Source organism: Streptococcus mitis (assembly GCF_946188615.1).
GTDB classification, from domain to species: domain Bacteria; phylum Bacillota; class Bacilli; order Lactobacillales; family Streptococcaceae; genus Streptococcus; species Streptococcus mitis_BZ.
Genome location: NZ_CAMHVK010000005.1, coordinates 132865 through 157406, shown reverse-complemented (window position 1 = coordinate 157406; position 24542 = coordinate 132865). Strand labels below are relative to the sequence as shown.

Here is a 24542-nt window from a genome sequence, read left to right as displayed (position 1 = left end):
ATGAAAACAATTATTGATAATTTTGTTGATAGAGTAATTGAATACGGAATGTATAATGAAATTGACAAAATATATGTGAAAAATAGAGTACTAGCGTTAATAGGTGAGGAGGGAACTGATCGCATTTCCGATGAAAATGACCTGAAACAAATAAAAGATTACTTAGTGGAAATCGCCTTAAAAAACGGTAAAATTAAAGATTTAATCGAGGAAAAGGAATGTTTAGGAGCAGAGTTAATGAATTTCATAGTTCCTTTACCTAGTCGATTAAATGATATTTTTTGGAGTTCATATGATATATCACCTCAAGAAGCAGTTGAAGAGTTTTATAAGTTAAGTAAAGATAGTGATTATATTAAAACTTCTGCTATTGCTAAGAATATTGAGTTTCGATCATCAACTAAATACGGAGAGCTAGAGATTACGATAAATTTGTCAAAACCCGAAAAAGATCCAAAAACAATTGCTGCTGAAAAATTAGTAAAAGCAACTAATTATCCCAAATGTTTACTATGTATGGAAAATGAAGGATATCAGGGGCGAATAAATTATCCAGCACGTTCGAATCATAGAATTATTCGGTTGAAACTTGGTGACGAAGTATGGGGATTCCAGTATTCTCCCTACTCATATTTTAATGAGCATGCGATATTTTTAAATAGTCAACATGTACCAATGGCTATTACCTCTAAAACATTTGAACAATTATTGGAGATTGTTGATATTTTGCCAGGATATTTTGCTGGTTCAAATTCTGATCTTCCTATCTCAGGAGGCTCCATTCTTAGTCATAACCACTACCAGGGAGGGAAACATATTTTCCCAATGGAAAAAGCAAAATTTGAGAGTGAATTTCGTTTTAAAGACTTTGAGGATGTTAATGCTGGTATTGTAAAATGGCCAATGTCAGTAATTAGGTTACAAAGTGAAAATAAAAATCGATTGTTAGATTTAGCTAATAAAATTCTAAATAAGTGGAGGGAATATTCAGATTTAGAAGTAGACATCATTGCTATGACTGAAGATGTCCCACACCATACGGTGACTCCTATTGCTCGTAAAGTGGACGGGAGATATGAATTAGATATTGTTCTAAGAGATAATCATACTACTGAACAATACCCAGATGGTGTTTTCCATCCTCATCAAGATGTACAACATATTAAAAAGGAAAATATCGGGTTAATCGAAGTGATGGGACTTGCGATATTACCACCTCGTTTGAAACCAGAGTTAGAAGAAGTTGGAAAATATCTTTTAGGAGAGGATAACGCAATTGCGGATTATCATTTAGAATGGGCCGACCAATTGAAAGAAAAATATCCTCGCATTAATAAAGAAGAGGTTAATAGCGTAGTTCAACACGAAGTAGGACAAGTGTTTGCGAGAGTTCTGGAAGATGCAGGAGTTTATAAGAATACACCGTCTGGGCATGAAGCGTTTATGAGATTTGTTAAGTCGGTTGGAATTAATTAGGAGAAAACCCAAATGGCAATATTGGTAACAGGCGGAGCTGGTTATATTGGTAGCCATACCGTAGTAGAATTACTAAATTTAGGAAAGGAAGTCATAATTGTCGACAACCTTTCGAACTCTAGCATCTTGGTGCTAGACCGTATTGAAGCAATTACAGGAATACGTCCCGTGTTTTACGAATTAGATGTTTGTGATAAACAAGCATTGAGAAAGGTATTTGAAAAAGAATCGATTGATGCTGCAATTCATTTTGCAGGTTATAAAGCTGTCGGAGAATCCGTGCAAAAGCCTGTGATGTACTACAAAAATAATATTATGAGTACATTAGCACTTGTTGAAGTGATGTCAGAATTTAATGTTAAAAAGATTGTCTTTTCTTCAAGTGCGACTGTATATGGAATTAACAATCAGTCACCCCTAATTGAGACGATGGAAACAAGTGCGACAAATCCTTATGGGTATACGAAAGTGATGCTTGAACAAATTTTAAAAGATGTTCATGTGGCAGATTCAGAATGGAGTATTGCGTTGCTTCGTTATTTCAATCCAATTGGTGCTCATGAGTCTGGTTTGATTGGGGAAGATCCCTCAGGAATTCCTAACAACTTGATGCCTTATATTGCACAAGTAGCGGTAGGTAAGCTGTCAGAGCTAAGTGTGTTCGGAAATGATTATGATACGCTTGATGGTACTGGTGTGCGTGATTATATCCATGTAGTAGATTTAGCAATAGGACATATAAAAGCTTTAGAAAAAGTATCTGAAAAAACAGATGTTTATATCTATAACCTAGGCTCGGGAGAAGGCACTAGTGTATTACAACTTGTAAATACATTTGAAAGTGTTAATAAGGTCCCTATTCCTTATAAAATAGTTCCAAGACGTTCAGGAGACGTTGCAACTTGTTATGCAAATGCAGACAAAGCATATAAGGAATTAAATTGGAGGACAACAAAATCGATTGAAGACATGTGTAGAGATACATGGAATTGGCAATCAAAAAATCCCAATGGCTATAATTGATGATACTGTCTATATGAGTGCTGTATTTTGGAAAAATTACTTAACCTTTTAATGAAATTCATATTTAATGAAAGATAAATTTTTTTAAAAAATTTTTTGAAAGCGCTTGACAAAGGAAACGGTTTCATTATATAATGTAAACATGATGACACCGATGTCAAATATAAAAAAGAAGGTCTTTATATGAAAAACTTAACAAAAATTAAGTTCAAAGAGAATGGGGAATTTAATCATTTCCCTGGGAATACAGTTGTAGCAAATCTTTATACTAAACAAGATTTGATGGAAGTTGTTGATATTATTCAATCACGTTATAGAGAATTACCATTTATCGATAAGTTTACTTTAACTCCAAGGAATTCTATTCACATGACTGTAATTGAATTGTTGTGCCATGAAAATCGTGAAACGGAGTTTTGGAGCAGTAATCTTCCTCTAGATACACCTTTACAGGAAATACATGATTACTTTGCTAAACAACTTGAAATTTTTCCATTGTTGGATGAAGAAATTCATATGCGTGTAACTGAAATGGGAAAACAAAACATATTAGTTGAACCTGCAGATGAAGCTTCTGCAAAGAGATTAGAAGAAATTCGTACTTATGTCTCAGAAAAAGCAGGTGTTCGTTTCCCTAATCATGATAGATATCAATTCCATATTTCAATTGGGTATCTTCGAATTCCTTTAACCGAAGAGGAGGAAGAAGAGTTTACTAAAGTCAGAGCAGAATTAACTGAAATTTTATTAGAGAAGATTCCAACTATTACTGTAAATCGTATTGACTATACTGTATTTGAAGATATGAGACAATTTGTTCCATATCACGAAAAATTTAAATAAAATAATAAAAAAGGAGAACTTATCATGAAAAAAATGAAAGTTTGGTCTACTGTACTTGCAACGGGAGTTGCTCTTACTACACTTGCTGCTTGCTCTGGAGGTTCAAATTCTACGACTGCTTCTTCATCTGAAGAAAAAGCTGATAAAAGTCAAGAATTAGTAATCTATTCGAACTCAGTCTCAAATGGTCGTGGTGATTGGCTAACTGCTAAAGCAAAAGAAGCTGGTTTTAATATCAAAATGGTTGATATCCCTGGCGCTCAATTAGCAGACCGTGTTATTGCTGAGAAGAATAATGCAGTTGCAGATATGGTATTTGGAATTGGTGCTGTTGATTCAAATAAAATTAGAGATCAAAAATTACTAGTACAGTACAAGCCTAAATGGTTAGATAAAATTGATCAATCTTTATCAGATAAAGATAATTATTATAATCCTGTGATTGTTCAACCATTAGTTTTAATTGGGGCGCCTGATGTAAAAGAAATGCCTAAAGATTGGACAGAATTAGGTAGTAAGTATAAAGGTAAATATTCAATTTCTGGTCTTCAAGGTGGTACAGGACGTGCAATTCTAGCAAGTATCTTAGTTCGATACCTTGATGATAAAGGTGAATTAGGTGTTTCCGAAAAAGGTTGGGAAGTAGCAAAAGAATATTTGAAAAATGCATACACTCTTCAAAAGGGAGAAAGTTCAATTGTTAAGATGTTAGACAAAGAAGATCCAATACAATATGGAATGATGTGGGGTTCTGGTGCATTAGTTGGACAAAAAGAACAAAATGTTGTTTTCAAAGTTATGACTCCTGAGATCGGTGTACCATTTGTAACTGAACAAACTATGGTTTTAAGCACTAGTAAAAAACAAGCGTTAGCTAAAGAATTTATTGATTGGTTTGGTCAATCAGAAATTCAAGTAGAATATAGTAAGAACTTTGGATCTATTCCTGCAAATAAAGATGCCCTCAAAGATCTACCAGAAGATACTAAGAAGTTTGTTGATCAAGTGAAACCACAAAATATTGACTGGGAAGCTGTTGGAAAGCATTTGGATGAATGGGTAGAAAAAGCTGAATTAGAATACGTACAATAAGAAATAAGAGTTAATTTTTATGTCCAAGTCTCTCTATTATTTCTAAATTTATGGAAGAAATAAAGAGAGGCTTTTGGTTTAGTAATAGAGGGAGTTAGTGAGATGATTAAATTTGATAATATTCAAATTAAATATGGTGATTTTGTTGCAATTGATAATCTGAATTTAGATATACATGAAGGGGAATTTTTTACATTTCTTGGGCCTTCAGGATGTGGTAAATCAACTACTTTGAGAGCATTGGTAGGTTTTCTAGATCCATCATCAGGAAGTATTGAAGTTAATGGAACAGATGTCACTCATTTGGAACCTGAAAAGCGTGGAATTGGTATTGTATTTCAATCTTATGCGCTATTTCCAACTATGACTGTTTTTGATAATATTGCATTTGGTTTAAAAGTTAAGAAGGTAGCTCCAGATGTTATTAAAGCTAAAGTATCAGCAGTAGCAGCAAAAATTAAGATCTCTGATCAACAGTTACAGCGTAATGTATCAGAATTATCTGGGGGTCAACAACAAAGGGTAGCATTGGCTCGTGCTCTGGTTCTTGAACCTAAAATTCTTTGTCTAGATGAACCATTGTCAAACCTTGACGCAAAATTACGTGTAGATTTGAGAAAAGAGTTGAAAAGACTTCAAAAAGAGTTAGGTATTACTACTTTATATGTTACTCATGACCAAGAGGAAGCCTTAACTTTATCTGATAGAATTGCAGTCTTTAACAATGGATACATCGAACAGGTCGGTACACCTGTAGAGATTTATCATAATTCTCAAACTGAATTTGTATGTGATTTTATTGGCGATATTAATGTTTTGACCGATGAAACAGTCCACGAAGTATTACTGAAAAATGCAAGCGTTTTCTTAGAAGATAAAAAAGGATACATTCGATTAGAGAAAGTTCGATTCAATCGTGAAACTGAACAAGATTTCATTCTAAAAGGAACAATTATTGATGTTGAGTTTTCTGGAGTTACAATTCACTATACAATAAAAGTTTCTGAAAGTCAGATTCTTAATGTAACAAGTATTGATAGTCAGGCTGCTATTAGATCTGTCGGAGAAAGTGTGGACTTATTTATCACACCATCAGACGTTCTGCAATTTTAAGGAGGTGCAGTATGCGTCATAAATTAAATTTAAAAGATTGGCTTATTCGTTTAGGGTTAATCTGGTTCCTAGTAACATTTATTATTTATCCAAACTTTGATCTAGTAGTGAATGTATTTGTAAAAGGAGGAGAATTTTCCCTTGAAGCTGTACATCGTGTTCTAAAATCTGAGAGGGCACTTCAGAGTATTATGAACAGTTTTAAGTTAGCATTTTCACTCATTATTACAGTTAATGTCGTAGGTATTCTTTGTGTTCTATTTACAGAGTACTTTGATATTAAAGGTGCTAAAATTTTAAAATTAGGCTATATGACCTCTTTAATTTATGGAGGAGTGGTTTTAGCGACTGGATATAAATTTGTCTATGGTCCTTATGGATTGATAACAAAATTTTTACAAAATGTTATCCCTTCTTTAGACCCTAACTGGTTTATTGGGTATGGTGCAGTCTTATTCATTATGACATTTTCAGGAACTGCTAATCATACATTGTTTTTAACAAATACAATTCGAAGCGTTGACTATCACACTATTGAGGCTGCACGAAATATGGGAGCAAAACCATTTACTGTTTTCCGAAAAGTAGTGTTACCAACCTTAATTCCAACTCTATTTGCACTTACTATTATGGTTTTTCTTAGTGGTTTGTCTGCAGTAGCAGCACCCATGATTGTTGGTGGTAAAGGATTTCAAACTATAAATCCAATGATTATTACATTTGCAGGGATGGGGAATTCTCGTGATTTAGCTGCCTTACTTGCAATTATTTTAGGTATTGCAACTACAATTTTGCTTACTATCATGAATAAGATAGAAAAAGGTGGAAATTATATTTCTATCTCTAAGACTAAAGCGCCTCTTAAAAAACAAAAAATTGCATCTAAGCCTTGGAATATCATTGCTCACATTGTAGCATATGGATTGTTCACAGTTTTCATGCTTCCACTAATTTTTATAGTATTATACTCATTTACAGATCCAGTTGCAATTCAAACAGGTAACTTAACATTATCAAACTTTACTTTAGAAAATTATCGCTTATTCTTTAGTAATAGTGCGGCATTCTCTCCATTCTTGGTCAGCTTTATTTATTCTATTATCGCTGCGACAACAGCAACAATTCTCGCAGTTATATTTGCTCGAGTTGTCAGAAAACATAAAGCTCGCTTTGATTTCTTATTTGAATATGGTGCTCTACTTCCTTGGTTACTACCAAGTACACTTTTAGCAGTAAGTTTATTATTTACTTTTAATCAGCCACAATTTCTTGTCTTGAATCAGATTTTGGTAGGTAGTTTGGTAATTCTACTTATTGCATATATAGTTGTAAAAATCCCATTTTCTTATAGAATGGTACGTGCTATTTTATTTAGTGTTGATGATGAGATGGAAGATGCAGCAAGAAGTATGGGTGCTTCACCTTTTTATACTATGATGAAGGTTATCATTCCATTTATTTTACCGGTTGTTCTCTCTGTTATTGCTTTAAACTTTAACTCTTTATTAACTGACTTCGACTTATCTGTATTTCTTTACCATCCATTAGCTCAACCGCTGGGTATAACTATTCGTTCAGCAGGTGATGAAACAGCAACTTCAAATGCTCAAGCACTTGTGTTCGTTTATACTATTGTATTAATGATAATTTCTGGTTCTGTATTATACTTTACTCAGAGACCAGCTAGTAGAAAAAGGAAATAATAATGCAGGCAACAAGCTTAGGACTATCATATATCGAAATTGTATTAAGAATTGTACTTTCATTAGTTATTGGTGGAGTAATTGGTTTAGAGAGAGGAAGTAAATCTCAACCAGCAGGTATTCGTACACATAGTATTGTTTGTCTGGCTGCATGTTTAATTATGATGACTAATGAGTATGTATCTTATAAATTTGGTACAGGAGATCCTACACGCTTAGGTGCGCAAGTTATATCAGGTGTTGGTTTTCTTGGGGCTGGAACAATACTTATTACAGATAAAAAGAAAATAACTGGTTTAACAACTGCAGCCGGAATATGGGCTTCAGCTGGAATCGGTCTAGCTATAGGTGTTGGTTTTTATGAAGGAGCCGTACTAGGAGCAATTTCTGTTTGGAGTGTTATAACTATGTTCCAACCTTTAAAAAAATATCTTCAAAGTCGTTCAAAGATAATCGAATTGTATATCGTTGTTAGATCTACAGAGGCATATAATCGGGTACTAGTATACTGTGCTGAGAATGGCATTAGAATGACTGATTCTAGAACTGCATTTGGAGATGTTAATTCAGAAAGAATTGAATATTTTGATGTTCCAGAAAAAAAAATAGCATCATTTATTACTCTAGAACTATCAGGAAGATTTGAACATCTTCGTTTGATGGAAGAAATTGCTAATATTGTAGGTGTTATTTATGTCGAAGAAATTAGCTGAAATTTAGTAAACAAAGGGACAGATGTTTTTGTCCTTTTGTTTTTTAGATGTTTTAATCATCTAATTTTTGAGTAGATTTTTGCTCAGAGGTTTTTATGAAAGATTTTAAAATCTATTTTGATTTAGGTAAAATAGAATATTTTGATAATAATTGTTTGATACAAGTATACAAATTTATTTCTTTTTATGATATTTGTGAAATGGTGTTTCCCTTTCATTTACCTCCTGATGAGTTGATAACAAATGTTATTTTTAAAGAAAAAATTAAGTCTATGTTAGAATGTTACATTGACAGGCTATTATATATTTTTATAAATCCAACAATTTTGACTGAAAAAGTTAATCTACAATTTTATGGTAGTTTTTTCTCATATGAATTTATTTGTTGTGAAGTTGGAAACATTCTTAAAAATAAAGGTGTGAATTGCAATTTAAACTTTTTTGAAGGGGAAGAATATTTGTAAAATTAATTTTGTGAATTTGTGGATCTTAAATAATTTACAAAATTCTCTTGTTAAAAAAAATTAAATATTGTATAGTAATATTAGAATGTTCGTAATGGAGGACTGAAATGAAAAATATAAATGGGAAAAAGGTAACTATTTATGATATTGCACGTTTATCAGGTTTTTCTCCAAAAACAGTTTCACGAGTTATTAATGGTGGAGTAAATGTTAAAGAAGAAACTTATCAAGCGATTCAAAAAGTTATAGAGGAATTGTCGTATATTCCAAATGCGTATGCAAAAAATTTAACTAAAAAAGAAGCTATAAATATATTGATTTCTGTAAAAAAAATCGACTCTTTTCCTTTAATTTGGTTTCAAACTTTATTAGATAAAGTTTTACAAACTTGTAAAGAGTATGGTGTTAACGCTATTGTTGAATATTTTAGTGAAGAAGATACAATTAGTAATTCAATAATCTCGAGTACAGGAAGCTTGATAGATGGTGTAATAGTATTTTATGAAAGTAAAGAAGATATTCGGATTAATTACTTGCAAAAGAATAAAATGCCATTCATAGTTTTTGGAGAATCTAGAACACCTAATGTTGTGTATGTTTCTAACAACAATTTTCAGGCCACTTATGACATGATGAAATTAGTATCAAAAGAAAACATTAATAGTATGTGGTTACTTATGGGAGGAGAATCCCTTGTTAATATTGATCGAGAGAGAGGGGTTCGTGCTTTTTTAAATGATAATAACTATGAAATGGATTTGAAAGTAGTATATGGTCTAACTACAATAGATTCGGTTTATTCATATGCTACAAGACATCTATCTAATCAAAATTATCCTGATTTGATTTTTGTATCCGGTGATGAAAAAGTACAGGGATTGATTCGTTCTTGCTATGAGAAGGAAATTACCATTCCTGATAATATTTCAATAATCGGATTTGACAATATTCCAATTTCTCAATATTATACTCCAGCTTTATCTACAATTTCTCCTAATTATGTTAAATTAGCTCAAGAAATGATTGAAGGGGTATTAGCAATTATAAAGGGGGAAAGTGTCACATCTGTTGAAGTTTCTACTAAACTTGTTAGGAGACAGAGTTTCTAGTATTGTTTAATTCTTGAAAATCCTAATGGAAAAGATGGAGTGTTCTAAAGTAAGTTCTGTTTAGCATCTATTCAGTTTCTATTGAGTTGGATCCAATTTCCAACAAGTGGGACATTTTCACGTTCGATTTACTAAAGACATTATCACATTCGAATCACACATCTTTCAAAAAAATCGTAAAAAAGTCTTGACAAAGAAAAAACAAAGTATTAAAATAAGTTCAACAAATCAGAAAAGTAACTATTTTTGATCTTCAGGGAGCCTGTGGTGATTGTGAACAGGTGATTGGAGGTAGTGAAAGTGGGCTGATTTTAAAGATGAATTTGAAACAATGAAAATTCGGTGCGCACACCTTATAGTGCAACTTGTTGTTAGACAAGGTAGAGATGTAAAGGGGAATACTCCCTTTATAATTGAGGTGGCACCGCGTTACCAACGCCCTCACACAGAATTCAATCTGTGTGTGGGCTTTTTTCATATCTTGAAATCAATACTGAAAGAGGAAAAATTTTATGACAACTAAAGGTTATTTTGGACAATTTGGTGGTAGTTTTGTACCGGAGCCAATTCAGGCTTTGTTGGATGAGTTGGAAGTGACATTTGACAAGTACAAGGATGATCCAGAGTTTTTGGCAGAGTTTCGCCATTACTTGAAGGATTATTCAGGTCGGGAAACACCGCTTTATTTTGCAGAAAGTTTGACAGATCACTTAGGTGGGGCTAAGATTTATCTCAAGCGCGAAGATCTTAACCATCTGGGTTCTCACAAGCTTAATAACGTTTTAGGACAAATTCTTTTGGCTAAACGTATGGGCAAAAAACGTGTTATCGCAGAAACAGGAGCTGGTCAACACGGTGTTGCGACAGCAGCGGCTGCAGCCAAGTTTGGCATGGCCTGTGATGTCTACATGGGGGCAGAGGATGTGGAGCGTCAACGTCTCAATGTTTTCCGTATGGAGATGATGGGAGCAACTGTTCACGCAGTTGAAACTGGAACGCGTACCCTTAAGGATGCGGTTGATGCAGCCTTTGGAGCATGGATGAATGACCTTGAAGCCTTCTACGTTTTGGGATCTGCTGTAGGCCCTCATCCTTATCCTACAATTGTTCATGAATTCCAAAAGATCATCAGTGAAGAATCTCGCCGTCAAATCTTAGAAAAAGAAGGACGCTTGCCAGATTACGTTATTGCCTGTGTCGGTGGTGGTTCTAATGCTATTGGTGCTTTTTCTCAGTATGTGGCTGATGAAGAAGTTAAATTGGTTGGGGTAGAAGCTGCTGGGCACGGACTTGATACAGACAAGCACGCAGCTACTATGACAAAAGGTAGTATCGGAATTGTCGACGGCATGAAGACCTATGCAGTCTTTAAGGAAGACGGAGAGCTAGCTCCAGTTTACTCTATCTCAGCTGGACTGGACTATCCAGGTGTTGGCCCAGAGCACGCCTACTTCAAAGATTCAGGTCGCGTGGAATATGTCGCTGCGACGGATGAAGAAGCTGTTCAGGCTCTCCTCCTTCTCAGCAAGACAGAAGGGATTATCCCAGCGATTGAAAGCTCACATGCTATCGCAGAAGCAGTTAAACGTGCACCGAAACTAAGTAAAGATGACATTATCATCATCAATGTCTCTGGTCGTGGAGACAAGGACGTAGCTGCGATTGCAGACTACCTAGAAGCTAAAAAGTAATAGATGGAAAAATTACAGTCCTTTCTCCTACAGAGAGCTTGTGGTTGCTGGAAACAAGCAGAGAAAGTTGTAAGGTTGGGTCCATCTGAAACAAGAGAAGAAAACATAATTCTCAAGGGAGTGCCCTTTATCGCACAGCCTGTTACAGGAGGTTTCTGAGACAGGAATGAGAGATAGGAGAAATCCTATAATTGAGGTGGCACCGCGAATTTCGTCCTCACGCAAGTTATTTTGCGTGGGGATTTTTCATACAGTCGCCACGGACTAGAAGTAGAACTGAAAGGGAAATTACAATGGAACGAATCATTCATGGAGATGTCTTATCGCCAATCTTGGCTTATATGCGCCTAAAGGGGCAACACAAGGTGATCTTAGAGAGTATTCCGAGAGACAAGGAAACAGCTCGTTTTTCTATCCTAGCCTATAATCCTGTTTTTGAGATTAAGTTTGAAAATGGAGTTCTTTATCAAAATGGGCAGGTGATTGATCGTGATCCCTTGGATTTTCTTTATGAAGTGACTCATAAGAGCCAGCACCATTCAGACCTCCCTTTTGGTGGTGGGGCAATTGGTTTTGTTGGTTACGATATGATTTCACTTTATGAAGAAATTGGTCAAATTCCTGAAGATACTATTGGAACGCCAGACATGCATTTCTTCGTCTATGAGAGTTATATTGTCTTTGACCACAAGAAGGAAAAAATCCATGTCATCGAGGATGCTCTCTATAGTGAGCGTAGCCAAGAAGACTTGGAAAAAGCCTTAAACCAAGTGCTTGAGGAATTACGCATTCCTGCTCCAAATGAATTTGAAGACTTGGATCTATCTCCGTTAGACTTCAAACCCCATATTGCTCCTCAGAAGTTTGAGGAAATGGTGGAAACCGCTCGTGACTTGATTCGTAATGGCGACATGTTCCAGTGCGTACTCAGTCAGCGCTTCTCAGCAGAAGTTACTGGAAATCCATTTGACTTTTACAGAAATCTCCGCGTGACCAATCCATCTAATTACCTTTATTTCTATGACTTTGGGGATTATCAAATCATCGGTGCCAGTCCAGAAAGTTTGGTTTCTGTCAAAAATGGCATCGTGACAACCAATCCGATTGCAGGGACACGACCAAGAGGCGCTACGGATGAAGAAGACAAGGATTTGGCGACAGACCTGCTTTCGGATGAGAAGGAAACAGCAGAGCATCGGATGTTAGTAGACTTGGGACGAAATGATATTGGCCGCATCTCTGAAACGGCCAGTGTTCAAGTCACTAAGTATATGGAAGTGGAGCTCTTCCGCTATGTCATGCATTTGACCAGTGTGGTCAAAGGGTGTTTGCTTCCAGAACTCACTGCCATGGATGCTTTGAAAGCAACACTTCCTGCCGGAACTGTTTCTGGAGCACCAAAAATTCGCGCGATGAGACGTATCTATGAACTGGAAACAGAAAAACGAGGCGTATACGCAGGAGCAATCGGCTACTTGTCTGCGACGGGTGATATGGACTTCGCCATTGCTATCCGAACGATGATTCTCAAAAATCAAACAGCCTATGTGCAGGCTGGGGCAGGGATTGTCTACGACTCCATCGCCCAAAACGAATACCAAGAAACCATTAACAAGGCTAAATCTATGACTAGAATTGGAGAACTAAGACCATGATTTTATTGATTGACAACTATGATTCTTTTACCTATAACTTGGCCCAATACATTGGGAATTTTGCAGAAGTTCAGGTCTTGAGAAATGATGATCCCAGGCTGTATGAAGAAGCTGGAAAAGCAGATGGTCTGGTCTTTTCGCCCGGTCCTGGTTGGCCAGTTGATGCTGGAAAGATGGAAGACATGATTCGTGATTTTGCTGGCAAGAAGCCGATTCTTGGGATTTGTTTGGGCCACCAAGCTATCGCAGAAGTCTTTGGCGGTAAGCTAGGCTTGGCTCCCAAAGTCATGCATGGGAAACAGAGCAATATCAACTTTGAAGCGCCATCTGTTCTGTATCAAGGTATCGAGGATGGCCGTGCAGTCATGCGTTACCACAGTATTTTGATTGAAGAAATGCCAGAAGACTTTGAAGTGACAGCTCGTTCGACTGATGACCAAGCCATCATGGGAATTCAACATAAAAATCTACCGATTTATGGCTTCCAGTACCATCCAGAGAGCATTGGAACGCCAGATGGCTTGTCTTCTATTCGGAATTTTATCGAGAAGGTTGTAAAGTGAGGAAACTAGGATGAAAGAGATTATTGAAAAACTAGCAAAATTTGAAAATTTATCAGGTGTGGAAATGACGGATGTCATTGAGCGTATCGTAACTGGCCGTGTAACGGAGGCGCAGATTGCTTCTCTCCTTTTGGCTCTTAAGATGAAGGGGGAAACACCTGAGGAACGCACAGCCATTGCCCAAGTCATGAGAGGACATGCCCAACATATTCCAACTGAGATTCATGATGCCATGGACAACTGTGGTACAGGTGGGGACAAGTCTTTCAGCTTTAACATCTCCACAACTGCAGCCTTTGTCTTGGCTGGTGGTGGTGTTCACATGGCAAAACACGGTAATCGCTCGATTTCTTCTAAATCTGGTTCTGCAGATGTCCTCGAAGCCTTAGGCATCAACCTAGACCTCAAACCAGCTGAATTAGGTAAGGTCTTTGATAAAACTGGTATCGTCTTTCTCTTTGCTAAAAATATGCACCCAGCAATGAAATACATCATGCCAGCTCGTTTGGAATTGGGAATTCCAACAATCATGAACTTGACTGGTCCTCTGATTCACCCAATGACTTTGGAAACACAGCTTCTTGGTATTAGTCGTCCAGAACTTCTAGAAAGTACAGCTCAGGTTTTGAAAAATATGGGTCGCAAACGTGCTATAGTGGTTGCTGGTCCAGAAGGATTGGACGAAGCTGGTTTGAATGGAACAACCAAGATTGCCCTTCTTGAAAATGGCGAAATCACCTTGTCAAGCTTTACTCCAGAAGATCTAGGGATGGAACGCTACGCTATCGAAGATATTCGTGGAGGCAACGCTCAGGAAAATGCAGAAATTTTGCTCAGAGTTCTTAAAAATGAACCAAGTCCATTCTTGGAAACGACAGTTTTAAATGCTGGTCTTGGTTTCTATGCTAATGGCAAGGTAGCTAGCATCAAGGATGGAGTTGCCTTGGCCCGCGAAGTCATTGCTAGTGGCAAGGCCCTTGAAAAACTCAGACTGTTACAGGAGTACCAAAAATGAGTCAGGAATTTTTAGCACGAATCTTAGAGCAGAAGGCGCGTGAGGTTGAGCAGATGAAGTTGGAGGAAATCCAGCCCTTGCGCCAGACCTATCGCTTGGCTGACTTTTTGAAGAATCATCAAGATCGCTTGCAGGTAATCGCTGAAGTCAAGAAAGCTAGCCCTAGTCTGGGAGATATCAATCTCGATGTGGATATTGTGCAACAGGCCCAGACTTATGAAGAAAACGGAGCAGTGATGATTTCTGTTCTGACAGATGAAGTTTTCTTTAAAGGTCATTTGGATTATCTACGGGAGATTTCCAGTCAGGTACAGATTCCAACGCTTAACAAGGACTTTATCATCGATGAAAAGCAAATCATCCGTGCTCGCAATGCAGGTGCGACAGTCATATTGCTCATTGTCGCCGCCTTGTCAGAAGAACGTCTTAAGGAACTTTACGACTATGCGACAGAGCTTGGCTTGGAAGTCTTGGTGGAGACCCACAATCTAGCTGAACTAGAGGTGGCCCACAGACTTGGTGCTGAGATTATCGGAGTCAATAATCGTAATTTGACCACCTTTGAAGTTGACTTGCAGACCAGTGTAGACTTGGCCCAGCACTTTAAGGAAAATCGCTACTACATTTCTGAATCTGCTATTTTCACAGGGCAGGATGCGGAACGAGTAGCGCCATACTTTAACGGAATTTTAGTAGGGACAGCTCTCATGCAGGCAGAAGATGTAGCCCAGAGAATCAAGGAGTTGCAGATTGACAAAGGTTAAAATTTGCGGATTATCGACCAAAGAAGCGGTGGAAACAGCCGTATCAGCAGAAGTCGACTACATCGGTTTTGTCTTTGCACCTAGTAAAAGACAGGTGACTTTGGATCAGGCTGCTGAGCTGGCAAAGCTTATTCCTGCAGATGTCAAAAAGGTTGGTGTATTTGTTTCACCAAGTCGGGCAGAACTGCTAGAAGTCATTGACAAAGTTGGCTTGGACTTGGTTCAAGTTCACGGTCAGGTAGCGGATGATTTGTTTGAGGACCTGCCCTGTGCTAGTATTCAGGCTGTTCAGGTGGATGGCGAGGGTCATGTGCCCAATTCTCAAGCAGATTATCTACTCTTTGATGCTCCTGTGGCAGGAAGTGGCCAGACCTTTGACTGGGGTCAACTAGATACGACAGAACTAGCTCAGCCCTTCTTTATCGCAGGTGGGCTTAATGAAGAAAATGTAGCAAAAGCAATTCAACACTTTACTCCCTATGCAGTCGATGTATCGAGCGGAGTGGAGACAGATGGACAAAAAGATCAGGAAAAGATTAGAAGATTTATAGAGAGGGCAAAGAATGGCATATCAAGAACCAAATAAAGATGGATTTTACGGAAAATTCGGAGGACGTTTCGTCCCAGAAACATTGATGACAGCAGTTTTGGAGTTGGAGAAGGCCTACCGTGAAAGTCAGGCAGATCCAAGTTTCCAAGAGGAATTAAACCAACTCTTGCGTCAGTACGTGGGACGTGAAACTCCTCTTTACTATGCAAAAAATTTGACCCAGCATATTGGCGGAGCCAAGATTTATCTCAAACGGGAAGACCTTAACCATACAGGAGCCCACAAGATTAACAATGCCTTGGGACAAGTTTTGCTTGCCAAACGCATGGGTAAAAAGAAAATTATCGCAGAAACAGGTGCTGGTCAGCACGGTGTGGCAACTGCAACAGCTGCAGCCCTCTTTAACATGGAATGTACTATCTATATGGGTGAAGAGGATGTTAAACGCCAAGCCCTTAATGTGTTCCGTATGGAGCTTTTGGGAGCAAAGGTTGAGTCAGTGACAGATGGTTCGCGCGTGCTCAAGGATGCGGTCAATGCAGCTCTTCGTTCATGGGTGGCTAATATCGATGATACCCACTATATCCTTGGTTCTGCCTTGGGGCCTCACCCATTCCCAGAAATCGTCCGTGACTTCCAAAGTGTCATCGGTAGGGAAGCCAAACAACAGTACCGTGACTTGACAGGTCAAGATTTACCAGATGCTCTAGTAGCCTGTGTTGGTGGTGGGTCGAATGCTATCGGGCTCTTCCATCCATTTGTAGAAGATGAGTCAGTAGCCATGTATGGGGCTGAAGCAGCTGGACTTGGTGTGGATACGGAGCACCATGCAGCTACCTTGACCAAGGGTCGTCCGGGTGTCCTTCATGGTTCTCTCATGGATGTGCTCCAAGATGCCCATGGTCAAATTCTTGAAGCCTTCTCTATCTCAGCAGGTTTGGACTATCCTGGTATCGGTCCAGAACATTCTCACTACCACGATATCAAACGTGCCAGCTATGTCCCTGTGACAGACGAAGAAGCCTTGGAAGGATTCCAACTCTTGTCTCGTGTGGAAGGGATTATCCCAGCCTTGGAATCTAGCCACGCTATTGCTTTTGCGGTGAAATTGGCCAAAGAACTCGGTCCAGACAAGTCCATGATTGTCTGTCTATCAGGTCGTGGTGACAAGGATGTGGTTCAAGTCAAAGACCGCTTGGAAGCAGATGCAGCAAAGAAGGGAGAAACTCATGCCTAAGACACTAACAGAAAAATTGAACGCTATTAAAGCAGCTGGAAAAGGAATTTTCGTTCCCTATATCATGGCTGGAGACCATGAGAAAGGTTTGGATGGACTCGGAGAAACAATACACTTTTTAGAAGATTTGGGTGTCTCTGCCATTGAAGTGGGCATTCCCTTTTCAGACCCTGTTGCAGATGGACCTGTTATCGAAGAAGCTGGCTTGCGCAGTTTAGCCCACGGGACTTCTACCCAGGCTTTGGTTGAAACCTTGAAAACCATTGAAACAGAGGTTCCGCTGGTCATCATGACCTACTTCAACCCCCTCTTTCAGTACGGTGTGGAGAATTTTGTTAAAGGTTTGGCAGATACAGCGGTTAAGGGCTTGATTATTCCAGACCTGCCTCATGAGCATGCCAACTTTGTAGAGCCTTTTTTGGCAGACACAGACATTGCTTTGATTCCTTTAGTAAGCTTGACCACAGGGATTGAGCGTCAGAAAGAGTTGATTGAAGGGGCAGAAGGATTCGTCTATGCAGTTGCCATCAATGGGGTGACAGGGAAATCTGGCAATTATCGTGCAGACTTGGACAAGCACTTGGCACAATTGCATCATGTGGCTGATATCCCAGTCTTGACAGGTTTTGGCGTATCTAGTCAAGCCGATGTAGAACGCTTCAATGCGGTGTCAGATGGTGTTATCGTTGGTTCGAAAATTGTAAAAGCTCTCCACCAAGGAGAGCCAATTCAGGACTTTATCAAACAAGCAGTAGCTTACCAAAAATAATTACACAAGCCGCGAGTAAGAGGAAGGGCACGAAAGGAAGTCTTTCCTTTTTCTTTTGCAGGAGAAAGGCTAGGATCCCTGTTGCAGAAGCAAACTGAATCAAGATAAGTAACTCCGTTGCGCTAAAGACGATAGCACAAGAAGCTAAAAAGAGAAAATCCCCTGCGCCCATGCGGATATCGATAAAATGAGCCACAATTCCAAGGACAAGGAAGAGGACCATGACTAGATTCCAGCCAGAGAAAGCCATGAGGATTAGGTGAAAAGTCAGCCAGACTAGTAAGGGATATTCCTGATGACGGAAGTCGTAGATGCCCAGAGTCAAACCAGCAGTGATTAGGATGACTTGCCCCAAGGAAAGAAATCCCCAAGAGCAAACCAGAAAAAGGAGACCTAAACCTAGTTCAAGAAGGGCATACCAGACTGGATAAGGAGCCTTGCAGTAGCGACAGCGAAAGCGATTGAAGACCTGCGAGAGAATCGGAATCAAATCTAAGGGATGCAAGCGAGTCTGACAGGCATCGCAGTGGCTAGCTGGTAGGATAATGGATTGCTCTGGAAAACGGTCAATGACCAAACCAAGAAAGGAAGCGAGAATGCTCCCGACAAGAAAAAAATAAAAATCAATCATACTTATCTATTCGTAAAAAATAGGAGAAGTAGTATAATGGAGAAACATAGACAAGATAGTGAGGTCGAGATGACAATTCGTTTTGAAGAAAATGTGAGCACAGAAAATGCTCAGCTCGTATGCCAATGGTCCAACTCCCTGGGGAAAGATTTTCAGGAACAATGGATGGGACCAAAGATTCCTTTTCCACTGACCCTTCAAGTCTTGCAAGAGTTGGAAGGAATCTTTTCAATCTTTGAAGGACAAGAGTTTGTGGGGGTTATCCAGAAAATCAGGCAAGAAGACAGCAATCTTCATATTGGACGCTTTTTTATCAATCCCCAGAAACAGGGACAAGGCTTAGGTAGGCAGGCTTTAAGGAAATTTGTTAGTTTGGTCTTTGAAAATGGAGACATAGGTAGTATTTCTTTAAATGTCCTCGAAGCAAATCAAGCAGCCCAGCACCTTTATCAAAAAGAAGGATTTGAAATCGTTCAAATGGTTGAAGCACCTGTACGAAAATACATCATGAAAAAGGGGAGATAGAAGCAAACAGCCTTGAAATCAATGTTGACTGCGATGATGAACCTGAATCAGCCCCTCAAAAGGGACTGTATATGAATGAACGTTACCAGTGTTTAAAAACTAAAGAATATCAGGCACTTTTATCTTCCAAGGGTAGACAAATTTCCGCTAAACGTAAGATTGATATGAAATCTGTCTTTGGGCAGATAAAGGTTTGTTTGGGTTATAAGAGATGTTATCTGAGAGGTAAGCGCCAAGTGAGAATTGACATGGGATTTGTACTCATGGTCAACAACCTGCTGAAATATAATAAGAGAAAGAGGCAAAATTAAAAAGCTAGAGTTCCGCAATTGGAAATCTCTAGCTTTTTGTTTTCTGAGAATCATCTTGACTCAAACTCTTTTGACTAATGTTACTAAAAAGATAAAGTAACTTTTAGCCTTATTTATTGTCGCCACTCAACATGTTTTTAACACCTTCGATAGCGCCTTCTACAGCGTCTTTGGCATCTTCAGCAACTTCTTTTACTTTAGAAACAACTTTTTCAGCTGTTCCTTCTTTTTCCATTTTTTCATCACCGATGGCTTTACCAACACCTTCTTTAATAGAACCTTTAGCTTGATTTAATTTTTCTTCTACTGACATGATAATTTCTCCTGTTATATTTATTTTATCTTAGTTTACACGAGTTCTTTCGTGAGATACTACACCATTTGCTGCACCTTTAACAGCTTCTACGCCTTCGCTAACTTTTTCTTGAACAGTTGAGAAACCAGATCCAAGACCAGATTTAGCTTTTTCGAATTGTTCTGAAGCGAATTCTCCTGTTGATTCAGCAACGTCAGATACGCGATCTTGAAGGCTTACTGAGTCTGCTTCATGTTGTTCTTTAGTTTTGATGTCGACAACGTTTACGTTGATTTCAACAACTTCCAAGTCAGTCATTTTAGCAACTTCTGAAGATACGATTTCTCTGATTTCTGAATATAAAGCTGGAACATTTTTTTGGTACTCAGCAATAATGTTTAAGTCAACTGCAACTTGTGTTTTACCAACTTCTACGTTAACACCACTTGTTACGTCATCGCTGTTAACGATTTTTTCTTTAAGATTTGAGAAGAAACCACCGTCGATTCCCAAAAGACCTGAAACGTTTTCTAGTGACAGACCAATGATTTTTTGGATAACTTTATCTTCGTAAGTAAGTTCCCCTTTGATTTCGTGAGCTACAGCAGTAGCATCTTTCTTTTCTACGTTAGTGTTTGTGTTTTTTTCGTTTGACATATGAAACTCCTTTAATTAAATTAGTAATTTTTATTTTTTATTTATCTATATAGTTTTTTTCGATATATAACCCAGCTGCAACTCCCAGTGCTCCTAAAATCAATACAAATATTGTTTTGAAGAAGCCAAAGGAGATAATCAAACAAGCGAGAAATACGCCTATGAGACCAGTGATAATTGGATATCGATATTGTTTAAGCCATTCCATTTTTTACTTCCTTACTTCACACGACTAACAGTCTTTTTGTTTTGAGGTTTTGGTTTAGGCTGGTAGTCTTTTACTAGAACTTCTAGTTTAACCTGACGCTCAATACCAAAAAACTGCTTCAATCCATTAGTTATTTCATTTTGAATTAGTTGGCATCTGTCAGCGATGTTGTCCGAAGGAAGAATTTTACCTTCTACATGAACGAAACATTTATTTTTTCGTAAATTTACATGAACAGTTGGGTTCTTGATCAATCCATGATCACTCACCAAACTTCTAACAAAACCTTCGATTGCAGAATTCTTTAATTTTAATGTATCGTTTTTAGTTTCAAGTTGAATTTCCAAATAACGTTTAGGATAAAACAACACAACTAACATCGATAACAAAACTAAAGTTGATAGAGCCACTATCCCCCAGAATATATATCTAGAGAGATAGAATTCAACGAAATGATTCTGTCTCCAGCTAAATAGCTGAATGCCTAGATCACTAACTTGATGATAATCTATCAAAACAGGAAGGAAAATTGTCAAGATTAAAATACAGAAAATAATTAAAAATATTTTCTTTGTTTTTGACATATACAATCCTTTCGATTTAACATTAAACTATTTTTACCCGTCTAATCTATTTAAAAATAGTTTATTTTACAAGTAATTATTTTTTACCTGTAAAGAATGATACTACAGTAACAACAATTGCTGCTCCTGCAATAGATGGGATCAAAGCCATTCCAGCGATGGATGGGCCCAACTACCTAAAAGGGATTGTCCTACAGATGACCCGACTAAACCAGCGAATACATTTGCGACGATTCCCATAGAACTACCTTTTTTAGTGATTCTACCTGCTACAAGTCCAATAAGACCTCCAGCAATGATTGACCACAATATTGCTTACCCTCCTTTTCTATTTTAATATCAAAAAATAAATCAATTCCTTTAATTATCGCTATTATATAATTTTAATATAAAATAATCAATTATTTTGATTATTATATAATTTTAATATAAAAAAATCAAATTCTTTGATTGTTGCTATTATATAATTTTTAAAATTAAAAATATAATCTTTCGACTTGAATTTGATTCTGTATTCACGCACTTAATAGACGGTAAAATAAGAAAATTGTTTATATATTGCCTCCGTAGTGTTATTATACGAGATAAAGGATCTTAGTAAAAGTCGTTATAGCATGCTATACCTATTCATTGTGGTATAATTGCAAGAGGTGAAATCCGATAATTTATAAAAAGAGAAAGACATTCATGAGAGATTTATTATCTAAAAAAGTCATAGGCAATTAGAATTATTAGAATTATTATTTGAACATAAACGATGGTTTCATCGTTCTGAACTAGCAGAGTTATTAAATTGTACAGAACGTGTAGTCAAAGATGATCTATCCCATGTTAAATCTGCTTTTCCTGACTTGATTTTTCATTCTTCGACTAATGGTATACGCATTATTAATACCGATGATAGTGATATTGAAATGGTTTACCATCATTTCTTTAAGCATTCAACTCATTTTTCGATTTTAGAATTTATCTCTTTTAATGAAGGTTGTCAAGCTGAAAGTATTTGTAAAGAATTCTATATCAGTTCATCTTCGCTCTATCGTATTATTAGCCAAATCAATAAAGTGATTAAAAGGCAATTTCAATTTGAAATCAGTCTGACTCCTGTTCGAATCATTGGAAATGAGAGAGACATTCGTTACTTTTTTGCATAATATTTTTCAGAAAAATATTATTTCCTAGAATGGCTATTTGAAAATTTTTCATCAGAGCCCCTATCTCAATTGTTAGAATTGGTTTATAAGGAAACAAGCTTTCCAATGAATTTGTCAACTCATAGAATGTTAAAGCTGCTCCTGGTTATTAATTTATATCGAATAAAGTTTGGTCATTTTATGGAAATAGAGAAAGATTCTTTTAACGACCAAAGTTTGGATTTTTTAATGCAGTCGGAAGGAATAGAAGGTGCTGCTCAGAGTTTTGAATCAGAATACAATATCTCTTTAGATGAGGAAGTTGTTTGCCAATTATTTGTGTCTTACTTTCAAAAAATGTTTTTCATAGATGAAAGTTTCTTTATGAAATGCGTAAAAAAGGATAGTTATGTTGAAAAATCTTACCATCTATTGAGTGATTTTATTGATCAGATTTCAGTCAAGTATCAGATTGAGATTGAGAATAAGGATAATCTGATTTGGCATCTGCATAATACCGCACATCTGTATCGTCAAGAGTTGTCCACTGAGTTTATTTTATTTGATCAAAAAGGGAATACAATCAGGAATTTTCAAAATATTTTTCCTAAATTTGTTTCAGATGTAAAAAAAGAGCTTTCTCATTATTTAGAGACTCTTGAGGTTTGTTCTAGTTCAATGATGGTAAATCATATATCTTATACCTTCATCACTCATACCAAACATTTGGTGCTTAATTTACTACAAAATCAGCCAAAGCTGAAGGTTCTGGTTATGAGCAATTTTGATCAGTATCATGCCAAATCCGTTGCAGAGACACTTTCTTATTATTGCAGCAACAATTTTGAACTTGAAGTTTGGACTGAATTAGAATTATCAAAGGAATCTTTAGAAGAATCGCCTTATGATATCATCATTTCTAATTTTATTATTCCTCCGATTGAGAATAAGAGACTGATCTATTCAAATAATATAAACACGGTCTCACTCATATCTTTGTTAAATGCCATGATGTTTATTCGATTAGATTAGTGAGTGAAAGAAGACTCCATCCATCTCTAGGGTAGATTTCCTATAGATAGGTGGAGTCTTTTTGAATATTAAAAAAGCTTCATATGATTTATCATGAGAATTGAAAAATACTCATTAAATAGAATCATATGAAACAGTTCATTTTTATCATTAGCAGAGTTACTAGTTCCATTCATTTGTATGCTAGTCAATGACGAAGAGGTCCTCATTACTTGTAACCTCGGTGACATAGTATGCTAGGCATGACAAACCTTGCTGACGTTTGGTTAGCCCTTTTTCGGAACACTTATTCACTGCCAAGTGACGAATTGATTTTTAGTTGTAAGATATGACATTGTGTTTTCCTTTTTATTTCTTAAAGCTGAGGACTGTTTTTCCACGTGAGCGACCATTAGCGACCTTGTCTAATGCGCTATTTACCTCTTCAAATGGATAAACTGTATCGATAGAGGGTTTGATTTCTAATTTACTAAAGAGGTCAGCTACCTCTTGTAATTGAGCGCCATTGCTTTCTACAAAGATAAAATGATAGTGGACGCCATATTTTTCCGCCATCTTATCAAATTTGCGACCTGCTAAGCCAAGAATCATCTGTTTCCATTTTGGTAGATTCATGCGTTTGGCAAAGGCACCGTTTGGCATGGCACGAAGGGAAACAAGATGACCACCTTTTTTCATGATAGACATTTGTTTTTCAGTTTCAGCCCCACCAAGTGTATCGAGGACATAATCAACCTGGCTAACAGTTTTTGTATAATCCTCTGTTTTGTAATCGATAAATCTATCTGCTCCTAGTTTCAGAACACGCTCAGCACTATCTCCAGCTCCATTGGTGATGACCTTCAAACCTTTGGCCTTGGCAATTGGAATGGCCATTCCACCGACACCACCAGTCCCACCAGAAATAAAGATCGTTTTCCCAGCTTGAGCGCCCATGAGTTCAAGAGCCTGTATAATGGTCAAGGCAGTAAGAGGAACAGAAGCAGCCTCCTCGTCTGATAGATAGTCTGGAACCTTGGCTAAGGCTTGGCTATCGACAGCTAGGTATTCTGCAAAGGCGCCGATATGATCAAGTGGCAGACGGCCAAAGACACGGTCTCCTATCTGAAAGTTGTCAACTTGCTTGCCAATGCTTTCAACGATTCCACCGACCTCGTTACCTGCAGTTTGAGGAAGTTTGTAAGGAACAATCATCTTGACCTCACCACGAGAGATCATGTTATCGAGAGGATTAACACCGGCTGCGGTGACTTTCACCAAGACTTGTTTGTCTGTAATACTTGGTTTAGCGATTTCTGTGATGTTCAGTGTGATATTGTTTTTGTTATAAGTAGTGTGTTGTGCGGCTTTCATGTGATTTCTCTTTTCTTTTTCTATATGATTTTA

General features: G+C 37.4%; 24 protein-coding genes, 3 pseudogenes and 1 other annotated feature. Of the genes and pseudogenes, 20 read left to right on the top strand and 7 right to left on the bottom strand.

Features of this window, described 5'->3' with window-relative positions:
- The 17 genes from galT (at nt 1) to trpA (ending at nt 17780) form a co-directional block, all read left to right on the top strand.
- Nucleotides 1-1476 carry a UDP-glucose--hexose-1-phosphate uridylyltransferase gene (gene galT, locus OCF95_RS06635; RefSeq protein ID WP_000848808.1) on the top strand — a complete coding sequence of 492 codons (1476 nt, stop codon included), beginning with the start codon at nt 1-3 and terminating at the stop codon, nt 1474-1476.
- Nucleotides 1477-1488: 12 nt separating this feature from the next.
- Nucleotides 1489-2499 (top strand): UDP-glucose 4-epimerase GalE, encoded by a 1011-nt coding sequence (galE, locus tag OCF95_RS06630; RefSeq protein ID WP_061743800.1) that lies wholly within the window; start codon nt 1489-1491, stop codon nt 2497-2499.
- Nucleotides 2500-2682: 183 nt separating this feature from the next.
- Nucleotides 2683-3342, top strand: a complete 660-nt coding sequence (locus OCF95_RS06625) for a DUF1868 domain-containing protein (RefSeq protein WP_000793811.1) — start codon at nt 2683-2685, stop codon at nt 3340-3342.
- A 24-nt stretch (nt 3343-3366) separates the two neighbouring features.
- Nucleotides 3367-4434: an extracellular solute-binding protein gene (locus OCF95_RS06620; RefSeq protein WP_000738377.1), complete on the top strand. Its 1068-nt coding sequence runs from the start codon at nt 3367-3369 to the stop codon at nt 4432-4434.
- A 102-nt stretch (nt 4435-4536) separates the two neighbouring features.
- Nucleotides 4537-5547, top strand: coding sequence for an ABC transporter ATP-binding protein (locus OCF95_RS06615; RefSeq protein ID WP_000589137.1), 1011 nt, complete (start codon nt 4537-4539; stop codon nt 5545-5547).
- An 11-nt stretch (nt 5548-5558) separates the two neighbouring features.
- Nucleotides 5559-7250 carry an ABC transporter permease gene (locus tag OCF95_RS06610; RefSeq protein WP_023943877.1) on the top strand — a complete coding sequence of 564 codons (1692 nt, stop codon included), beginning with the start codon at nt 5559-5561 and terminating at the stop codon, nt 7248-7250.
- Nucleotides 7251-7252: 2 nt separating this feature from the next.
- Complete coding sequence (locus OCF95_RS06605) at nt 7253-7963, top strand: MgtC/SapB family protein (RefSeq protein WP_001149045.1); 711 nt, start codon at nt 7253-7255, stop codon at nt 7961-7963.
- Nucleotides 7964-8058: 95 nt separating this feature from the next.
- Nucleotides 8059-8427, top strand: a complete 369-nt coding sequence (locus tag OCF95_RS06600; protein ID WP_261105099.1) for a hypothetical protein — start codon at nt 8059-8061, stop codon at nt 8425-8427.
- Between the two features lie 107 nt (nt 8428-8534).
- Nucleotides 8535-9536: a LacI family DNA-binding transcriptional regulator gene (locus OCF95_RS06595; RefSeq protein ID WP_084926231.1), complete on the top strand. Its 1002-nt coding sequence runs from the start codon at nt 8535-8537 to the stop codon at nt 9534-9536.
- Nucleotides 9537-9750: 214 nt separating this feature from the next.
- Nucleotides 9751-9982 (top strand) — a binding site (T-box leader).
- Between the two features lie 66 nt (nt 9983-10048).
- Nucleotides 10049-11227 (top strand): tryptophan synthase subunit beta, encoded by a 1179-nt coding sequence (gene trpB, locus OCF95_RS06590; protein ID WP_000208437.1) that lies wholly within the window; start codon nt 10049-10051, stop codon nt 11225-11227.
- A 293-nt stretch (nt 11228-11520) separates the two neighbouring features.
- Complete coding sequence (gene trpE, locus OCF95_RS06585; protein ID WP_084926230.1) at nt 11521-12882, top strand: anthranilate synthase component I; 1362 nt, start codon at nt 11521-11523, stop codon at nt 12880-12882.
- Nucleotides 12879-13445, top strand: a complete 567-nt coding sequence (locus tag OCF95_RS06580) for an aminodeoxychorismate/anthranilate synthase component II (RefSeq protein WP_000601916.1) — start codon at nt 12879-12881, stop codon at nt 13443-13445. Before trpE ends, OCF95_RS06580 begins: the two co-directional genes overlap by 4 nt.
- 10 nt (nt 13446-13455) lie before the next feature.
- The gene (trpD, locus tag OCF95_RS06575) at nt 13456-14460 is read left to right on the top strand and encodes an anthranilate phosphoribosyltransferase (RefSeq protein ID WP_033684824.1); all 1005 of its coding nucleotides are present in this window, start codon (nt 13456-13458) and stop codon (nt 14458-14460) included.
- Nucleotides 14457-15224, top strand: a complete 768-nt coding sequence (trpC, locus tag OCF95_RS06570) for an indole-3-glycerol phosphate synthase TrpC (protein ID WP_261105098.1) — start codon at nt 14457-14459, stop codon at nt 15222-15224. Before trpD ends, trpC begins: the two co-directional genes overlap by 4 nt.
- Nucleotides 15211-15810, top strand: coding sequence for a phosphoribosylanthranilate isomerase (locus OCF95_RS06565; protein WP_261105097.1), 600 nt, complete (start codon nt 15211-15213; stop codon nt 15808-15810). Before trpC ends, OCF95_RS06565 begins: the two co-directional genes overlap by 14 nt.
- Nucleotides 15788-17011, top strand: coding sequence for a tryptophan synthase subunit beta (trpB, locus tag OCF95_RS06560; RefSeq protein WP_229294594.1), 1224 nt, complete (start codon nt 15788-15790; stop codon nt 17009-17011). Before OCF95_RS06565 ends, trpB (OCF95_RS06560) begins: the two co-directional genes overlap by 23 nt.
- Nucleotides 17004-17780, top strand: coding sequence for a tryptophan synthase subunit alpha (trpA, locus tag OCF95_RS06555; protein ID WP_094753351.1), 777 nt, complete (start codon nt 17004-17006; stop codon nt 17778-17780). Before trpB (OCF95_RS06560) ends, trpA begins: the two co-directional genes overlap by 8 nt.
- On the opposite strand, the gene OCF95_RS06550 is transcribed toward trpA, so the two are convergent.
- Nucleotides 17752-18411, bottom strand: a complete 660-nt coding sequence (locus OCF95_RS06550) for a prepilin peptidase (RefSeq protein ID WP_094753350.1) — start codon at nt 18409-18411, stop codon at nt 17752-17754. The two genes, trpA and OCF95_RS06550, sit on opposite strands and share 29 nt — an antisense overlap.
- A 69-nt stretch (nt 18412-18480) precedes the next feature.
- On the opposite strand from OCF95_RS06550, the gene OCF95_RS06545 reads away from it, so the two are divergent.
- Both OCF95_RS06545 and OCF95_RS06540 read left to right on the top strand, forming a co-directional pair.
- Nucleotides 18481-18936 carry a GNAT family N-acetyltransferase gene (locus tag OCF95_RS06545; protein ID WP_049499338.1) on the top strand — a complete coding sequence of 152 codons (456 nt, stop codon included), beginning with the start codon at nt 18481-18483 and terminating at the stop codon, nt 18934-18936.
- 41 nt (nt 18937-18977) lie between these two features.
- Nucleotides 18978-19247 (top strand): annotated as a pseudogene (locus OCF95_RS06540) (transposase); the annotation flags it as partial.
- A gap of 109 nt (nt 19248-19356) precedes the next feature.
- Here the strand turns inward: OCF95_RS06540 and OCF95_RS06535 are convergent.
- The 5 genes and pseudogenes from OCF95_RS06535 to OCF95_RS06515 all read right to left on the bottom strand — a co-directional run bounded on the left by OCF95_RS06535 (nt 19357) and on the right by OCF95_RS06515 (nt 21303).
- On the bottom strand, nt 19357-19560 hold the full coding sequence (locus OCF95_RS06535) for a CsbD family protein (protein ID WP_000109960.1): 204 nt from the start codon (nt 19558-19560) through the stop codon (nt 19357-19359).
- Between the two features lie 30 nt (nt 19561-19590).
- A complete protein-coding gene (locus OCF95_RS06530) occupies nt 19591-20199 on the bottom strand; it encodes an Asp23/Gls24 family envelope stress response protein (protein WP_084861710.1) in 609 nt (202 codons plus the stop codon).
- A 37-nt stretch (nt 20200-20236) separates the two neighbouring features.
- The gene (locus OCF95_RS06525) at nt 20237-20407 is read right to left on the bottom strand and encodes a DUF2273 domain-containing protein (RefSeq protein WP_000455069.1); all 171 of its coding nucleotides are present in this window, start codon (nt 20405-20407) and stop codon (nt 20237-20239) included.
- A gap of 11 nt (nt 20408-20418) precedes the next feature.
- Nucleotides 20419-20991 carry an alkaline shock response membrane anchor protein AmaP gene (amaP, locus tag OCF95_RS06520; protein WP_023946078.1) on the bottom strand — a complete coding sequence of 191 codons (573 nt, stop codon included), beginning with the start codon at nt 20989-20991 and terminating at the stop codon, nt 20419-20421.
- A 76-nt stretch (nt 20992-21067) separates the two neighbouring features.
- A pseudogene (locus tag OCF95_RS06515) lies at nt 21068-21303 on the bottom strand (GlsB/YeaQ/YmgE family stress response membrane protein).
- 375 nt (nt 21304-21678) lie between these two features.
- Here OCF95_RS06515 and mgaSpn point away from each other — a divergent pair.
- Nucleotides 21679-23156, top strand: a pseudogene (gene mgaSpn / locus OCF95_RS06510) (virulence factor transcriptional regulator MgaSpn).
- Between the two features lie 348 nt (nt 23157-23504).
- Here the strand turns inward: mgaSpn and OCF95_RS06505 are convergent.
- Nucleotides 23505-24509, bottom strand: a complete 1005-nt coding sequence (locus OCF95_RS06505) for an NADP-dependent oxidoreductase (RefSeq protein WP_261105096.1) — start codon at nt 24507-24509, stop codon at nt 23505-23507.
- Nucleotides 24510-24542: the final 33 nt, after the last annotated feature.

Excerpts from the sequence above, each read along its gene's own strand:
- amaP (WP_023946078.1), bottom strand. The coding sequence starts at position 20,991 with ATGTCAAAAACAAAGAAAATATTTTTAATTATTTTCTGTATTTTAATC.
- OCF95_RS06620 (WP_000738377.1), top strand. The coding sequence starts at position 3,367 with ATGAAAAAAATGAAAGTTTGGTCTACTGTACTTGCAACGGGAGTTGCT.
- trpD (WP_033684824.1), top strand. The coding sequence starts at position 13,456 with ATGAAAGAGATTATTGAAAAACTAGCAAAATTTGAAAATTTATCAGGT.
- trpA (WP_094753351.1), top strand. The coding sequence starts at position 17,004 with ATGCCTAAGACACTAACAGAAAAATTGAACGCTATTAAAGCAGCTGGA.
- OCF95_RS06545 (WP_049499338.1), top strand. The coding sequence starts at position 18,481 with ATGACAATTCGTTTTGAAGAAAATGTGAGCACAGAAAATGCTCAGCTC.
- OCF95_RS06595 (WP_084926231.1), top strand. The coding sequence starts at position 8,535 with ATGAAAAATATAAATGGGAAAAAGGTAACTATTTATGATATTGCACGT.
- trpC (WP_261105098.1), top strand. The coding sequence starts at position 14,457 with ATGAGTCAGGAATTTTTAGCACGAATCTTAGAGCAGAAGGCGCGTGAG.
- trpE (WP_084926230.1), top strand. The coding sequence starts at position 11,521 with ATGGAACGAATCATTCATGGAGATGTCTTATCGCCAATCTTGGCTTAT.
- OCF95_RS06610 (WP_023943877.1), top strand. The coding sequence starts at position 5,559 with ATGCGTCATAAATTAAATTTAAAAGATTGGCTTATTCGTTTAGGGTTA.
- trpB (WP_229294594.1), top strand. The coding sequence starts at position 15,788 with ATGGCATATCAAGAACCAAATAAAGATGGATTTTACGGAAAATTCGGA.
- OCF95_RS06580 (WP_000601916.1), top strand. The coding sequence starts at position 12,879 with ATGATTTTATTGATTGACAACTATGATTCTTTTACCTATAACTTGGCC.
- OCF95_RS06535 (WP_000109960.1), bottom strand. The coding sequence starts at position 19,560 with ATGTCAGTAGAAGAAAAATTAAATCAAGCTAAAGGTTCTATTAAAGAA.
- galT (WP_000848808.1), top strand. The coding sequence starts at position 1 with ATGAAAACAATTATTGATAATTTTGTTGATAGAGTAATTGAATACGGA.
- galE (WP_061743800.1), top strand. The coding sequence starts at position 1,489 with ATGGCAATATTGGTAACAGGCGGAGCTGGTTATATTGGTAGCCATACC.
- trpB (WP_000208437.1), top strand. The coding sequence starts at position 10,049 with ATGACAACTAAAGGTTATTTTGGACAATTTGGTGGTAGTTTTGTACCG.
- OCF95_RS06550 (WP_094753350.1), bottom strand. The coding sequence starts at position 18,411 with ATGATTGATTTTTATTTTTTTCTTGTCGGGAGCATTCTCGCTTCCTTT.
- OCF95_RS06600 (WP_261105099.1), top strand. The coding sequence starts at position 8,059 with ATGAAAGATTTTAAAATCTATTTTGATTTAGGTAAAATAGAATATTTT.
- OCF95_RS06525 (WP_000455069.1), bottom strand. The coding sequence starts at position 20,407 with ATGGAATGGCTTAAACAATATCGATATCCAATTATCACTGGTCTCATA.
- OCF95_RS06605 (WP_001149045.1), top strand. The coding sequence starts at position 7,253 with ATGCAGGCAACAAGCTTAGGACTATCATATATCGAAATTGTATTAAGA.
- OCF95_RS06615 (WP_000589137.1), top strand. The coding sequence starts at position 4,537 with ATGATTAAATTTGATAATATTCAAATTAAATATGGTGATTTTGTTGCA.
- OCF95_RS06530 (WP_084861710.1), bottom strand. The coding sequence starts at position 20,199 with ATGTCAAACGAAAAAAACACAAACACTAACGTAGAAAAGAAAGATGCT.
- OCF95_RS06625 (WP_000793811.1), top strand. The coding sequence starts at position 2,683 with ATGAAAAACTTAACAAAAATTAAGTTCAAAGAGAATGGGGAATTTAAT.
- OCF95_RS06505 (WP_261105096.1), bottom strand. The coding sequence starts at position 24,509 with ATGAAAGCCGCACAACACACTACTTATAACAAAAACAATATCACACTG.